Source organism: Clostridium putrefaciens (assembly GCF_900461105.1).
GTDB lineage: Bacteria > Bacillota > Clostridia > Clostridiales > Clostridiaceae > Clostridium_L > Clostridium_L putrefaciens.
Genome location: NZ_UFWZ01000001.1, coordinates 2,497,612 through 2,511,666 on the forward strand (window position 1 = coordinate 2,497,612; position 14,055 = coordinate 2,511,666).

Consider the following 14,055-nt stretch of genomic DNA (forward strand, 5'->3'; position numbering starts at 1 on the left):
AACTAATGAAAAAAAACATCTTTTTTTCTATAACCTTATTATTTACCGGTATATTAATGCTTCTTAGAAATATTGGAATTATAAAAAGTAATATTTCATTTTTTATAGTTGGTTTGGGTCTAATGGCGGCCTATATCCTTATGGGACATTCTACTAAACATAAAAACATATTGATATTAATACCCTCTTTAACCCTTATTTCATTAGCCTTATTGGAATTTACTTTAAATAATTACAATGTATACAATATAGATTACAGCCTTTTCTTATATGCACTAGGTCTTTGTTGTGTGTTAGTTTACATTATACATATACGAAAACAAAACTTTAAGTCTTTTAAAAAAAGGTATTGGATTATATATCTAGCAATATTACTTATAATCCTTTCTACAATTTATAAGTTTAAGTTTACTAATATATATTTAATGTTAAAGTACATTTGGCCTTTTATACTTTTATCTATAGGTGTTTTTATACTTATTGGGGATTACAAAGAGAAGATTTCTAAATCAAGTGATTCTTAAACTCAGGTGGAGTTTGCTTATAATGAATACATATCCCCATCTAAGCTTTAGAAGAACTTATAGAGGAGCGTAGCCGCCGTCATCCCCCACATGAAGAGGCTAGGGGTGTTAGGTATGATGGCGATGTACTAAAATTAATAGGAGGATTTTTTATGCATGATAAAAGTTTAAATATAGCCCATAGAGGCTTTAGTGGTAAATACCCTGAGAACACTATGTTATCCTTTGAAAAGGCTGTAGAAGCTGGGTGTGACGGTATAGAAACAGATGTACAACTCACTAAGGATAATGTACTTGTATTATGTCATGATGAAACTTTAGATAGAACCACAAATAATAAAGGTTTTATATCACAATACACCTATAAAGAACTTAAAGCTTTAGACTTTGGTGTTAAATTTGGAGATAAATTTAAAGATATTAAAATACCTACACTTGAAGATCTTCTAGGTTATTGTAAAGAAAAAGATATATATTTAAATCTTGAGTTGAAAAATAGCATAATTTTATATGAAGGTCTAGAAGAGATGGTTATAAAAAAGATTCATGAATATAATTTATCTAAAAGTGTAATTTTATCTTCTTTTAATCATTACTCCATGGTGAAGTGTAAAGCTATAGATAATAATATTAAAACAGGATTATTATATGAAGCTGGTCTTTATAAACCTGAGCTATATGCAAAATATGTTGGAGCTAACGCTGTTCATCCTCATTTTTTAAGTGTTATTCATAAATCTATAGTAGATGATATTAAAGCTAAAAACATTCTTATAAATACCTACACCGTAAATGATGAAAAACATATGAAAACTTTAATAAATTTAGGTATAGATGGCATCATAACTAATTATCCTGATAAACTCAGTACCCTATTAAAATCTTAGATTAATATTTGTTACTCACATACAAAACATATTATGTCTTTATATTATTGCCTCCTTTAATTGATAATTGATTTTTTATGATATATAATGTATGTATGTTTGAAATCAGACAAAATAACTAATTTAAATACAAATTTATATCTTTTATTAGGTAGACTTTTGTCTAAAATATAGGGAGGTATATTATGTTAAGCGAAAGATTACAAAAGGCATTAAATGCTCAAGTTAATTACGAATTTTATTCTGCTTACACTTATTTAGCTATGTCTGCTTATGCTGAAAGTGAAGATTTAGAAGGATTCGCAAATTTCTTTAAAGTTCAATATGAAGAAGAGCTTTTTCATGCTATGAAATTTTATAATTATATAAACCAAATGGATGGAAGAGTAGTGATAGAATCTATGGAAAAACCTCAAGTAGAATATGATTCTATACTTCATCTGTTTGAATCAGGATATGAGCATGAGAAGACTGTTACTGCTAAAATATATAACCTTGCTGATATAGCTACTGAAGAAAAAGAACATGCAACTATAAGTTTACTTCAATGGTTTATAGATGAACAGGTAGAAGAAGAACAAAATTTTAATACTATAATCAAAAAACTTAAGAGAATAGAATCAAATCCAGCTGCTTTATATATGTTAGATGATGAATTATCTACAAGAGTATTTACTCCGCCAGCAGCTAATGCATAAACATTTCAAATTATATATTCACTAAAAAGAACAGGAAATAACTTTTAAAGTTATTTCCTGTTCTTTTTTATTTAAAGCTTACATATTTAATTTTTGACTCTAAGTACTCTCATAGAGTTTAGTACTGCTATTAAAGCAACTCCTACATCTCCAAATACCGCTTCCCACATAGAAGCTATTCCCATAGCTCCTAATATTAATATTACAAGCTTCACACTTAATGCAAATATAATGTTTTGCCATACCACTTTATTTGTTTTTTTAGCTATCTTTATAGCTAGTATAATCTTAGATGGCTCATCTGTCATTATTACAACATCTGCAGCCTCTATAGCAGCATCAGACCCAACTCCACCCATAGCTATACCTATATCTGCCCTAGCAAGTACAGGTGCATCATTTATTCCATCACCTACAAAGGCTACTTTTCCTTTTCGTAATTTACCTTCTTGTAATCCTTCTAGTATTTCCACCTTATTTTGTGGAAGCAACTCAGAATAAACTTTATCTACCCCAATCTTTGTTCCTACCTTATCAGCTACAACTTTATTATCTCCAGTTAACATTAAAATATTTTTAATTCCTGAAGCTTTAAGTCCTATTATAGCTTCCCTAGAGTCTTCTTTTATTTCATCTGATATATCAATATGTCCAGCATAAACTCCATCTATACTTAAATAAACCACAGTACCTATAGTTGAAACTTCTTCTACTTTTATGTTGTTCATATCCATAAGCTTCTTATTTCCAGCTAATACACTTTTTTTATCTACTAATGCTTTTATTCCATACCCTGATATCTCTTCATAATCTTTCAACCTTGACTTATCTATCTCTTCATCAAAGTATTCTACTATAGATGTTGCTATAGGATGAGTAGAAAACGCTTCAACATAAGCTGCGTATTCTATCAACCTTTCTTTTGTGAAACCTTCTTTAGCGTAAATATTTGTAACTTCAAATACACCTTTTGTTAAAGTTCCTGTTTTATCAAATACTATAGTCTCAAGCCTATTTAAAGCTTCTAAATAATTTCCACCCTTAATCAATATACCATTCTTAGACGCTGACCCTATGCCCCCAAAGAATCCTAAAGGTATTGATACTACTAAAGCACACGGACAAGATACTACAAGGAATACAAGGGCTCTGTATATCCAATCTGTAAATGTATATCCCTCTATTATTAGTGGAGGAACCACAGCTAATATAACGGCAGATATAACCACAACAGGGGTGTAATATCTAGCAAATTTAGTTATAAACTTTTCAGTAGGTGCTTTTTTAGCCCCTGCATTTTGTACTAAATCTAATATTTTTGATAGTGTAGACTCCCCAAATTCTTTTTTCACTTTTACATATAATAGTCCATTTTTATTTATAAATCCTGCTAAGACTTCATCTCCATTTCTAACAGTCCTTGGAACGGCCTCCCCTGTAAGTGCAGATGTATCAACCATACTATTCCCCTCTATTATAACACCATCTAAAGGTAGCTTTTCTCCGGGTTTTATCATTATGATTTCACCTATTAAAACTTCATATGGTGAAACAGATATAAACTCTTCTCCTCTTTTAACATTAGCCGTATCTGGTCTTATATCCATAAGATCTGATATGGACTTTCTTGATTTATTTACAGCTATATCTTGAAATAATTCGCCTACTTGATAAAATATCATAACAGCCACAGCTTCTGGGTATTGTCTAATGGCAAATGCCCCTAAAGTAGCTATTGTCATAAGAAAATTTTCATCAAACACTTGGCCTCTAGCGATGTTTTTTACTGCTCTTAGAACAATTTCTCCCCCAACTAAAACATAACTTATAACAAATAATCCAAGCTCTATTTTAGGTGAAAATTTAAATATTAATGGTATAATAAAAAATCCAACACCTAATATTAATTTTATAATTGATTCTTTTATCTCATTATTTTCATGTTTATGTTCATGTTGGTTGTCTCCTGTAATACCTTTTTGTTTATTATTAATTAAATTATTGCTTTTAAGCTTCACCTCTACATCAGGTTCTAGCTTGTTTACTATTGATTGAACTTTTGAAAATACGTTGTTTTTATTTAAATTATTATCTACTTTTATAATTAGTCTTTTAGATACAAAGTCTAATCCAGCTTCTTTTACCTCTTCTAATTTATTAACTTCCACCTCAATCTTTGTTGCACAATTTGCACAGTTAAGACCTTCTAACATTATAATCATATTTTTATTTTTACCTAAATCATTTTCTTTTTGTTTTACTATAACATCTGGTTCTAATCTATTTATTATATCTATACTATCTTTTAATATTTTATCCATAGCCTCTTCTTTATTACCTTCTATTATTAGAGTCTTAGTTGAAAAGTTCATACTAGCAGAAAATACATCCTCTAATTTGGATACCTTGTCTTCTATTTTAGCTGAACAATTTGCACAATCTAAGCCCTCTAAAATTAATTCGTGTTTGATCATAAAATCACCCCTATCTATTTTTCTGTGATGTGTACTAACCCTTTATCAAATATGTCTTTAACATGATCATCATCTAATGAATAATAGATTACCTTACCTTCTCTTCTAAACTTTACAAGCCTAGCATTTTTTAAAACTCTAAGTTGATGTGATATTGCTGATTGACTCATTGCAAGAAGTGCTGCTAAGTCACAAACACACATCTCAGATTTAAATAAGGCACATATTATTTTTATACGAGTACCATCTCCAAAAACCTTGAATAGTTCTGCAAGTTCATATAACTTTTCATCTGTAGGTAATGATTTAATAACTTGTCTTACTACATCTTCATGAATCATAACTGTATTACAACTATCTACCCGCTCTAAATCTTCCATATAATTATCCCCTTTTTCAATTGTACATATGAGCATATATTCATATGTTGTTTATATTATATTATTTATATTCTGTGAAGTCAAGTTTTCACATTAAAACATTCATCGCTTTATTATGTTATGTTATATAAAAATAAAAGGTTACTGTAAATTCGCATTTTCAAGTAACCTTTAGACATTTTTTTATTTATTTTCATTAAATCTTTTTCTATATCCACATTTTCTACATAATTCTTCTACTACTTCTCTATTTGCAAATCCCTGTGCAATAGACATCGCTCTTTTCCCTTCTATAATTTCTGAAAACTTCGTGTCATGTATATTGCCGAGATCAATTACCCCCTCACCATCAAGGCAACAAGGAATTACAGTACCATCTACTAATATTCCTACTTGATTTTTAAGCCCATAACAAAAACCCCTATGAGTCTTATCTTCTTCTGCATTTAAACTTGGCCACTCAAATTCGTAATCTTGATTTAAAAATACTCCCTCTGCTATTTTAATACCTCTTGAAATATTTATTTCTTCTTGAATTTTATAGGATAAATTAAATCTTCTTTCTAATATAGATAGTATTTCTCTGTTCCTTTGCCTTTTTATATTTGTAGCATTGTCCTCACCAAGATTCCAAAGCCTTAGAGAAATTAGGGTGTTACCTATTTTTCTAATTTCCTTTATAAAAGATATTATATCATCTATATACTTATTTTTATTGTTTTCTATATGGTTTCCATCAAAGCTATGAAGTGAAATATTAATTTGTCTTAAAGATGGTTTTCCTATTAGTTTATCTTGCACATTTTTAATTAAGGTTCCATTAGTCGTTATATTTGCCTTAAATCCTTTTTCATCACATAAATCTAATAGTTTATCTATATCCTTATGTAATAAGGGCTCTCCCTTCACATGGAAATATACATACTCACCATAAGGCTTTACCTCATCTAATATGTGACTAAATTTATTAATATCGATGAATTCAGCCTTCCTTTTAGTTTGAGGACAAAAGTCACAGGCAAGATTGCAGGCATTAGTTATTTCTATATAAATCTTTTTAAATTTCATAATGTATCACGCTCCAACTTCAGTATAATATTGTAATTCCTAGCAACTGCTTTGTTTATTGTATATTAATGATTTATTAATATATTGGTAATTATAAGTTTTATAAAACAATTTATTAATATGTATTTTATCATATATTTTTAAAAATTCCTTTGAAAGCTTTTATTTTAAATTAGCTATTACCATTATAATCATATTTAAATTAATAAATACAGATATGCATCTTATTAATCTTTATAATTTTATAGTGTTTTAGTGTTTTAGCGTTTTAGTATTTTAGTATTTTAGTATTTTAGTCAAATTATAATTTGTAGAACTTAATAAAAATAGATAGACCTCTAATTAATAAAAGTCTATCTTAATATCTAAATATATATAAACTTATATATATTTATTAAATTCTATGCTTTGTTTAATTCCATTTAGCAATTGTTTCATCTCTTGATCTTTACATTTATCCATTACTAATATTACATCACCTGAATCTACTATAACTAAATCCTTTATTCCAAAGCCTATAATAAGCTTATCTTTACTAAATATTGAGCAATTTTCACTCTCGTCTAAAAAAACATTTTCAGAAACATTATTCCCCTCATGAACTTTAAGAAACCTACTAAAAGCTTTAAAACTTCCAATATCATCCCAAATAAATTCACATCTTATAACAAAGGCCTTCCTAGTTTTTTGCATAATACCAAAATCTACAGATATCCCATCCATTAGATCATACTGTTCTTTTATAACATCTTTCTCTTCATCTTCATCTACTGCTTGATATATTTGCATAAGACTTTTATACATCTTAGGAAGATATTTTTCCATTTCTCTTAAAAACACATCTGCCCGCCATACAAATATCCCACTATTCCAAAGATAAGTTCCTTTCATTAAAAAGTCCTTAGAAACTTCTATATTAGGTTTTTCAGTAAATCTTTCCACTCTATACGTGGCTATACTGCCAGGTACTCTCTGTCCCATCTCAATATATCCATAACCGGTTTCAGGTGTTGTTGGATTTACACCTATGGTAACTAACCCTCTTCGTCTTTCTGCTATTTCTATTGCTTGATTTAAAGTTTCTTGAAATTCCTTCTCTCCCTTTATATAGTGATCCGACGGAAGAACCACCATTACAGCATCCTTATCCTTTTTTAATAATTTAACTGCAGAAAGACCTATACAAGTAGCAGTCTCCTTATTCGATGGTTCTACAAATATATTTTCTTCATTAATTTCAATTAATTCTTCTTTTATCTTATCTTTATAACTTTCATTAGTTACTATATAAATATTTTCTTTATCTATAATTGGTTTAATCCTATCTACAGTATTTCTTAAAAAACTTTTATTATCTACACTTCTTAAAAATTGTTTAGGATTCTCTGATCTTGATAGAGGATAAAGCCTCGTTCCTTTTCCTCCTGCTAATATTAATGCGTAAAGCACCTTTTCACACTCCAAGTATTGTTATGTTTTATAATATGTATGTAAGTGGTTATTTGTGAAGACAGCTTATGAAATTTCTTTGTTTTATTAAATCTAATAGTAAAAGTGAATTATTATATAAAAGAAAGGTTTTATTTATTAATAATTAAAGTTGACAAAATAATCTTATAATGATATATTTAATTCATAAGATTTAATTGAGCAAAATATTCTTTTAGCAAGTAATAATAAATGAGGAGATGTTAATATGTCCATTTATGATTTTAATGTAAAAGATATCGATGGAAATGAAGTAAATTTAAATGATTATAAAGGTAAAGTACTATTAATAGTTAATACTGCAAGTAAATGTGGATTTACACCTCAGTATAAAGACCTCCAAAAACTATATAATAAGTATAATGAAAAAGGTCTTGAAATATTAGGATTCCCTTGTAACCAGTTTGCTATGCAAGAACCTGGTGATAATAAAGACGTTAAGACTTTTTGTGAGTTAAACTATGGTGTAACATTCCCTATGTTTGAAAAAATAGATGTAAGGGGAAAGGATGCACATCCTTTATTTAAGTATTTAACTTCTAATACTTTATTTAAAGGTTTTGATTTAGAAAATCCAAGTGGCAAAATGATTCATAGTTTTATAAGTGAAAAGTTTCCTGAATTCCTTATAGATGACTCAATAAAGTGGAATTTCACTAAGTTTTTAATAGATAGAGACGGAAACATAGTAGGAAGATTTGAATCCCCAGTAGAACCAATGGATATGCAAAAGGATATAGAAAAGTTACTATAATCTACTTAAATATTCCCCCAGAATAATTTAATTAATAAACTTAGTAACTAAAAAAGAAAGGTTTAGAGATGATTTTCTCTAAACCTTTCTTTCTTTCTAGTAAGTTAAATACAAATTAACTTTCATAAGTTGTCATATTATGTTTCTTATTGTTTCTCCTTTGGGAAGCTCCCTATTTAAATACTTTAATATATAATTCATGTATAAGTACCTTTTATATATTAAAGTATTTATTATTTAAAATTTTACTTGATACTTAACTATATAAATATTTATAATGTAATCATAAGTATTATCTAAACTTAAGATTAGAAAGGATTTGGTGTCTTGATAAAAGTTTGTGCCTTTAGCAGATATTTTGAAGATATATCTTCTGCTTTAGAAAAAGAAAATATGGACTTCACCTCAAAAGAATGCCTACTAAGATGCGACCTTTGCAGAACTGTCCCCTTTGTAATGGTGTATCATGAATTCATTATAGGTGAAACTATTGATAATTTAATTGTTAATATAAAAGAAAGACTTCTTTAAATTTAGAACTTATTTATGTTGTATTTTATATCTAATATATAACCCTGTATATTATACAATTCAAATAACTATCCATTTGTTCGCATATTTTTTAATACCGGTAACAATTTCACTTTAATTTTTAAAGGTGCAATATCTTCTACAATTTCAAAGATAACTTCTTCTGTAATAAGCTCTATCTTATGATCATTAATCCAGTTACTAACTAACCTTATTATTTTATTTTTGAATAGTAAGGGTGTCTGGCTTAACACTAATTCATACATCTTTTTGCTATTACCATTCCACTTAATTTCTTTCATAACATCTTCTTTCATTGTATCCTCCAACACTTTCACTTAATATAACCCTTAACATCCCCTTATTTTAACCCCTTTTTATTGCTTGAATCCTATTTTAAATTATTCTCTTCTTTTATTTTTATGATGCTCTATATCTTTTAATGCATTTAAGTTTTAATTTATTAACTTTATGATTATCTCATAAAAAGTCTTGTAACTACCTCTATATTAAAGTATATGATTTTAAGTCATCTGTAAGATATGAACTTTAATAAATTCATATCTTTTGCTTTACCATAACCAAACATAAATAAAAAGGATAGTATTTCGTATAGAACAACACGAAATACTATCCTTTCTATTTTATGATTATCACACAAAGGGCCTGTAATTACTTCCAGGTGTAGCAACTCATTAGATGATAATATTAAAATTACAACTCGGTAAAAATAACAACATCTTACAAGAATATCACTCAACAAGCTATATTACTTAGAATCTACTTCGTTAATATTTCTTATACTATATTATCTTTTCATTATTTTCTTTAATAGATTAAACTTGTCTTTGTATGGTGCATATCTAAAATTAATATCCAATGTTCCTCTTTTTATAACTGATTTATAGTGAGATAAAGTTTCAAAGCTTGATTCTCCATGATATCCGCCCATGCCACTTTCACCTACCCCACCAAAAGGTATATAATGTGATGCCACTTGTATTACAGTATCATTTATACATGCTCCTCCTGATGTAGTATTCCTAAGTATAATTTCCTGTGATTCCTTACTCTTTGAAAAATAATAAAGCGCAAGAGGCTTTGGTCTACTATTTATTAAATTAATTGCCTCATTTAAGTTTTCAAATTCTATAATAGGAAATATAGGTCCGAATATTTCCTCATTCATTATCTCATCTTCCAAGGTAATGTTGTCTATTATGGTAGGCTCAAAATATAATTCTTCTCTTATATTATTACCTCCTAAAATTACATTTCCTTTTTGTAAATATGATTTTAACCTATCAAACTGCTTCACATTGATGATTCTAGGATAATCAGGGCTTTCTTTAGGGTGTTCACCATAAAATTGTTTTATATATTTTTTAATAGCATCTATAAGTTTTAATTTTACTAAGCTATTTACAAGTAAATAATCAGGTGCTACACACGTTTGTCCAGCATTTAAAAATTTACCCCAAACTATCCTCTTAGCTGAAAGTTCTACATCTGCATCTTTATCAACTATGCATGGACTTTTCCCACCAAGCTCTAAAGTAATTGGTGTAAGATTTTTCGCTGCAGCTTCCATAACTATTCTTCCAGTACCTACACTCCCTGTAAAGAATATGTAATCAAATTTTTGTTCTAATATTTCCTTAATAGCTTCTCTTCCACCATCTTCATAAATTATGTCTACCTGTTCTATAGAAAAACATTCTTTAATTATCTTTTTTAATACTATATTTGTATTAGGTGAATATTTAGATGGCTTTATAACAACACTATTCCCTGCTGATATGGCACCTACTAAAGGTGACATTGTAAGTTGGAAAGGATAGTTCCAAGGCGACATTATAAGAATTACGCCATGAGGATTTGGATATATATAACTTTTTGCTGGAAAATGAACTAAGGGCGTTAATTTCTTTTTTGGTCTTGACCATTTTTCTACATTTTTTATAGCTAAATTTATTTCTCCTAGTACTAGTCCTATTTCTGTAGCATATGATTCAAATTTTGATTTTCTAAGATCCTTCCATAATCCATTTAGTATGTCATCTTCATTAGAAATTATTGAAGCCTTAAGCTTTTTCAACAAATTAATTCTCTCTCCTATTGGAAGAGTATTTCCACTTAAAAAATGGTTTCTTTGTAAGTCTATTAACTTATTTACTTTAATCATAATAATTACTCCTTTAAACCTTTGCAAATTTTCCAATTATATATTAATATTACTTCTAGAGGTGTTTATTTATGGATTGTAAATTTATGCTAGTTGAAAACAAATATAAATTCGTTTATACTCAAAAAATAATAATGTTAGAAGATAATTTTGTTAATAAGATTAAAGATGATATTTATTTATTTATCAAAGAATTATCTCTATATGGGATAGTTCTAAAAGACCTTTGTAAAAGTTGTCCACCTTACGATGTAAAAAACCAACTTTTAAATATCAGTTTTTCCCTAGTAGAAAATCCAAATATAACAAACTTAATTAAAAAAGATAGATCTCTTCCAATAAAAAGGTTATCAATATTAACTGATAAATCTCCACGTTTTATATCAAAGTGGGAAAATTATTTAATAGCTTATTATTTAATAATTTCTAATCCTCAATATAATAATATAAAAAATTATCTTAATATACAAGCAACAAATATAGATTTGATAGAAAGTATTTCTAATAAGTCAAAATTAAATTCTGATTCTAATGAAGATAATGTCATAAGCACTGCATTGACTCTATATGATGAATCTCAATCTAATAACTTATGTACAGGAATCTTATTAATATCACATAGGAATAGAGGTATAATATTAAATTCTTATGGAGAATTCATAAGAATAAAATTACTTGATGAACCTTCTTCTCAAATAGGATTAATTGTGTCAGGTATTAAATCAAAATCCTTGAAACTTTATAGATATTCTTTATCAATAAGTATCTTTGTTTTAATAATTCTAAGTTTAATATATCTACTTTTGCAAAATCAGATATCTACCACTATAATTTTAGAAGCTAATGCATCTTTAAATATAAGTGTTAATATGATGCATAAAGTAACTAAAGTAACTCCTAAAGATACCAACGGCAAGGAGATATCTTCAAGTTTGAATTTAACTGGAAAATCTATTAATCAATCACTTGAACTAATTTTAAATAAAGGAAAAGAACTAAACTTCATTGAAGAAAGATCAACAATATATATATACATAAATGGTAACAAACTAAACAAAAATGACTTATCGTCTTGTGAAAGTTTTGTAAAACAAAATAGAATAGATGCAAGGATAAACAATAGCGGCGAAAATCATAATATAAATCCTCAGTAGGTTAAAATAAGTTTTCTGTATTTTAGTATTTATTTTAGATATCTTGTTATTAACATCTTGTATCTTAATATAACTCCCAAATAAACTTAATATTAAATTCCTGTATATTAATATTAGTTATAGATATTTCAATTTTAATATTACTTTTTGATTTATATATAGTCTTTTAAATAAATAGAATAAAGTTTTATATAATAAAATTTGAGGATAGTCATTCTTTAATATAGACTATCCTCAAAATAAAAATTTATTAAATAAATAATTATTTATTTAATAATGCTTCAACTTCACTTTGGTTAAATCCTATAACTGTTTCACCATCGATCTTTATTACAGGCACACTCATTATTCCCATAGCCATTAATTCTTTTCTATTAGCTGGTTCTTTAACATTCTTTTCCTCATAGCTTATATTATTTTCTTTAAAATATTCTTTCGCAACTACACAAAATGAACATGTATCAGAAGTATAAATAACAACATTTTTCATTATAATTCCTCCTTTTTTGTGGTAAAATACCCTTGTTAGGTATATAACTATTATACAACTATATTTTACGCATTTCAATAGTCTTTTTTAATTCATAATAATTATTTCTTATCCTAAGTATAATATATAGATATATACTTATATACCCTAACTCATCATTTTTTAATTATTCTTTTATAGTTATTTATTTATATTTATTATTTTGTGTATATTTAAAGTTAAATATACATTATAGTTTTCTACACAATATAACTTTTACTCTATTAATTACACTATTGATGATATAATTATATAATCTATTATTATTTATATAAATTTTATTTTAAAATATATTGTAGTGATGCTTTGCTTTGATTAAAAAGTTTAAATATATACTATATGATTAAAACAAATAAGGATGTGATGAATTGAAGCCTAACAATAATACTAATTTAACTAAACATACTTCTAGTAAGAAAAAAAATTCCTCTAATAAAAATACAATTAATAAAAATACAATTAATAAAAATAAAAAGGTTAATTCTAAACCTTGTAAAAATGAATACATTAAAAAAGAACCTTTAGCACCATCTTACATAAGTCATGATATAAAAGACAGTATACGAATAAATAAATTTATTAGCGATAGTGGGTACTGTTCTAGACGTGAGGCTGATAAGCTTATCGAAAGTGGTAAGGTAACTGTTGATGGTATTAAGGCTGTTATAGGTACCAAGGTTTCTATTAACCAAGAAGTTTATGTAGATAAAAAGTTAATTAATGAAAAAGAAAAGCCTATTTATATAGCTTTAAATAAACCTGTAGGTATAACTTGTACAACTGAGCCCTGGATAAAAGGGAACATAGTTGAATTTGTAGGCCATCCTAAACGAATATTTCATATAGGCCGCCTTGATAAAGATTCTGAGGGATTGATTTTTTTAACTAACGATGGCGATATTGTAAATAAGATACTAAGAGCTGAGAATAATCATGAAAAGGAATATATTGTAACAGTTGATAAACCTATCTCTAGAGACTTTATCGAAAAGATGTCTAGCGGGGTTAATATCCTTGATACCATCACAAAGAAGTGTAAGGTTACTAGAGAAAGCTCTCATGTATTTCGCATAATTCTAACTCAAGGTTTAAACAGACAAATTAGAAGAATGTGTAGTTGCCTTGGATATAACGTAGTAAAATTGCAACGTATAAGGATTATGAATGTAACTTTGCATAACCTACCTATAGGAAAGTGGAGATATCTTACGCCTAGTGAGTTAATAACAATAAATGAGCTTATATCATAAAGTTATCTTAGAAACTAATAAATATATTACGTGATTTAATGCTAATAAATGGAGTTACATCTTGTATAAATAAATATTATTAACCTTTTATAATTTTTTTTAAAACCTTAGATTAAAGTCTTATGACATCTAA

The 14,055-nt window shown here is 27.3% G+C and carries 14 protein-coding genes; 7 read left to right on the forward strand and 7 right to left on the reverse strand.

The window, feature by feature from the left end; all coding sequences use genetic code 11:
- The first annotated feature begins 5 nt into the window (after positions 1 to 5).
- The 3 genes from DY168_RS11350 to DY168_RS11360 all read left to right on the forward strand — a co-directional run bounded on the left by DY168_RS11350 (position 6) and on the right by DY168_RS11360 (position 2,109).
- Entirely contained in the window at positions 6 to 524 is a 519-nt protein-coding gene (locus tag DY168_RS11350) for a hypothetical protein (RefSeq protein WP_115641834.1), read from the forward strand.
- Between the two features lie 152 nt (positions 525 to 676).
- The gene (locus DY168_RS11355; protein ID WP_115641835.1) at positions 677 to 1,411 is read left to right on the forward strand and encodes a glycerophosphodiester phosphodiesterase; all 735 of its coding nucleotides are present in this window, start codon (positions 677 to 679) and stop codon (positions 1,409 to 1,411) included.
- A 185-nt stretch (positions 1,412 to 1,596) separates the two neighbouring features.
- A complete protein-coding gene (locus DY168_RS11360) occupies positions 1,597 to 2,109 on the forward strand; it encodes a ferritin (RefSeq protein WP_115641836.1) in 513 nt (170 codons plus the stop codon).
- 86 nt (positions 2,110 to 2,195) lie between these two features.
- On the opposite strand, the gene DY168_RS11365 is transcribed toward DY168_RS11360, so the two are convergent.
- The 4 genes from DY168_RS11365 to DY168_RS11380 all read right to left on the reverse strand — a co-directional run bounded on the left by DY168_RS11365 (position 2,196) and on the right by DY168_RS11380 (position 7,480).
- Positions 2,196 to 4,583: a heavy metal translocating P-type ATPase gene (locus DY168_RS11365; RefSeq protein WP_115641837.1), complete on the reverse strand. Its 2,388-nt coding sequence runs from the start codon at positions 4,581 to 4,583 to the stop codon at positions 2,196 to 2,198.
- 14 nt (positions 4,584 to 4,597) lie between these two features.
- Positions 4,598 to 4,963 carry an ArsR/SmtB family transcription factor gene (locus DY168_RS11370; protein WP_115641838.1) on the reverse strand — a complete coding sequence of 122 codons (366 nt, stop codon included), beginning with the start codon at positions 4,961 to 4,963 and terminating at the stop codon, positions 4,598 to 4,600.
- Between the two features lie 183 nt (positions 4,964 to 5,146).
- A complete protein-coding gene (locus tag DY168_RS11375; protein ID WP_115641839.1) occupies positions 5,147 to 6,034 on the reverse strand; it encodes a radical SAM/SPASM domain-containing protein in 888 nt (295 codons plus the stop codon).
- A 378-nt stretch (positions 6,035 to 6,412) separates the two neighbouring features.
- Positions 6,413 to 7,480, reverse strand: coding sequence for a mannose-1-phosphate guanylyltransferase (locus tag DY168_RS11380; protein ID WP_115641840.1), 1,068 nt, complete (start codon positions 7,478 to 7,480; stop codon positions 6,413 to 6,415).
- A gap of 247 nt (positions 7,481 to 7,727) precedes the next feature.
- Here DY168_RS11380 and DY168_RS11385 point away from each other — a divergent pair, with 247 nt between their 5' ends.
- Positions 7,728 to 8,273, forward strand: coding sequence for a glutathione peroxidase (locus tag DY168_RS11385; protein ID WP_115641841.1), 546 nt, complete (start codon positions 7,728 to 7,730; stop codon positions 8,271 to 8,273).
- A gap of 327 nt (positions 8,274 to 8,600) precedes the next feature.
- On the forward strand, positions 8,601 to 8,804 hold the full coding sequence (locus tag DY168_RS11390; protein WP_115641842.1) for a DUF1450 domain-containing protein: 204 nt from the start codon (positions 8,601 to 8,603) through the stop codon (positions 8,802 to 8,804).
- A gap of 68 nt (positions 8,805 to 8,872) precedes the next feature.
- Here DY168_RS11390 and DY168_RS11395 read toward each other — a convergent pair whose 3' ends face one another.
- Positions 8,873 to 9,121, reverse strand: coding sequence for a hypothetical protein (locus tag DY168_RS11395; RefSeq protein WP_115641843.1), 249 nt, complete (start codon positions 9,119 to 9,121; stop codon positions 8,873 to 8,875).
- Positions 9,122 to 9,612: 491 nt separating this feature from the next.
- Positions 9,613 to 10,989 carry an aldehyde dehydrogenase gene (locus DY168_RS11400; RefSeq protein WP_115641844.1) on the reverse strand — a complete coding sequence of 459 codons (1,377 nt, stop codon included), beginning with the start codon at positions 10,987 to 10,989 and terminating at the stop codon, positions 9,613 to 9,615.
- 71 nt (positions 10,990 to 11,060) lie between these two features.
- Between DY168_RS11400 and DY168_RS11405 the strand changes: the two genes are divergently transcribed.
- Positions 11,061 to 12,143 carry an anti-sigma-I factor RsgI family protein gene (locus tag DY168_RS11405; RefSeq protein WP_115641845.1) on the forward strand — a complete coding sequence of 361 codons (1,083 nt, stop codon included), beginning with the start codon at positions 11,061 to 11,063 and terminating at the stop codon, positions 12,141 to 12,143.
- 262 nt (positions 12,144 to 12,405) lie between these two features.
- On the opposite strand, the gene DY168_RS11410 is transcribed toward DY168_RS11405, so the two are convergent.
- The gene (locus DY168_RS11410; RefSeq protein WP_115641846.1) at positions 12,406 to 12,633 is read right to left on the reverse strand and encodes a glutaredoxin family protein; all 228 of its coding nucleotides are present in this window, start codon (positions 12,631 to 12,633) and stop codon (positions 12,406 to 12,408) included.
- Positions 12,634 to 13,040: 407 nt separating this feature from the next.
- Between DY168_RS11410 and rluF the strand changes: the two genes are divergently transcribed.
- Positions 13,041 to 13,922, forward strand: a complete 882-nt coding sequence (gene rluF, locus DY168_RS11415) for a 23S rRNA pseudouridine(2604) synthase RluF (RefSeq protein ID WP_423237234.1) — start codon at positions 13,041 to 13,043, stop codon at positions 13,920 to 13,922.
- Positions 13,923 to 14,055: the final 133 nt, after the last annotated feature.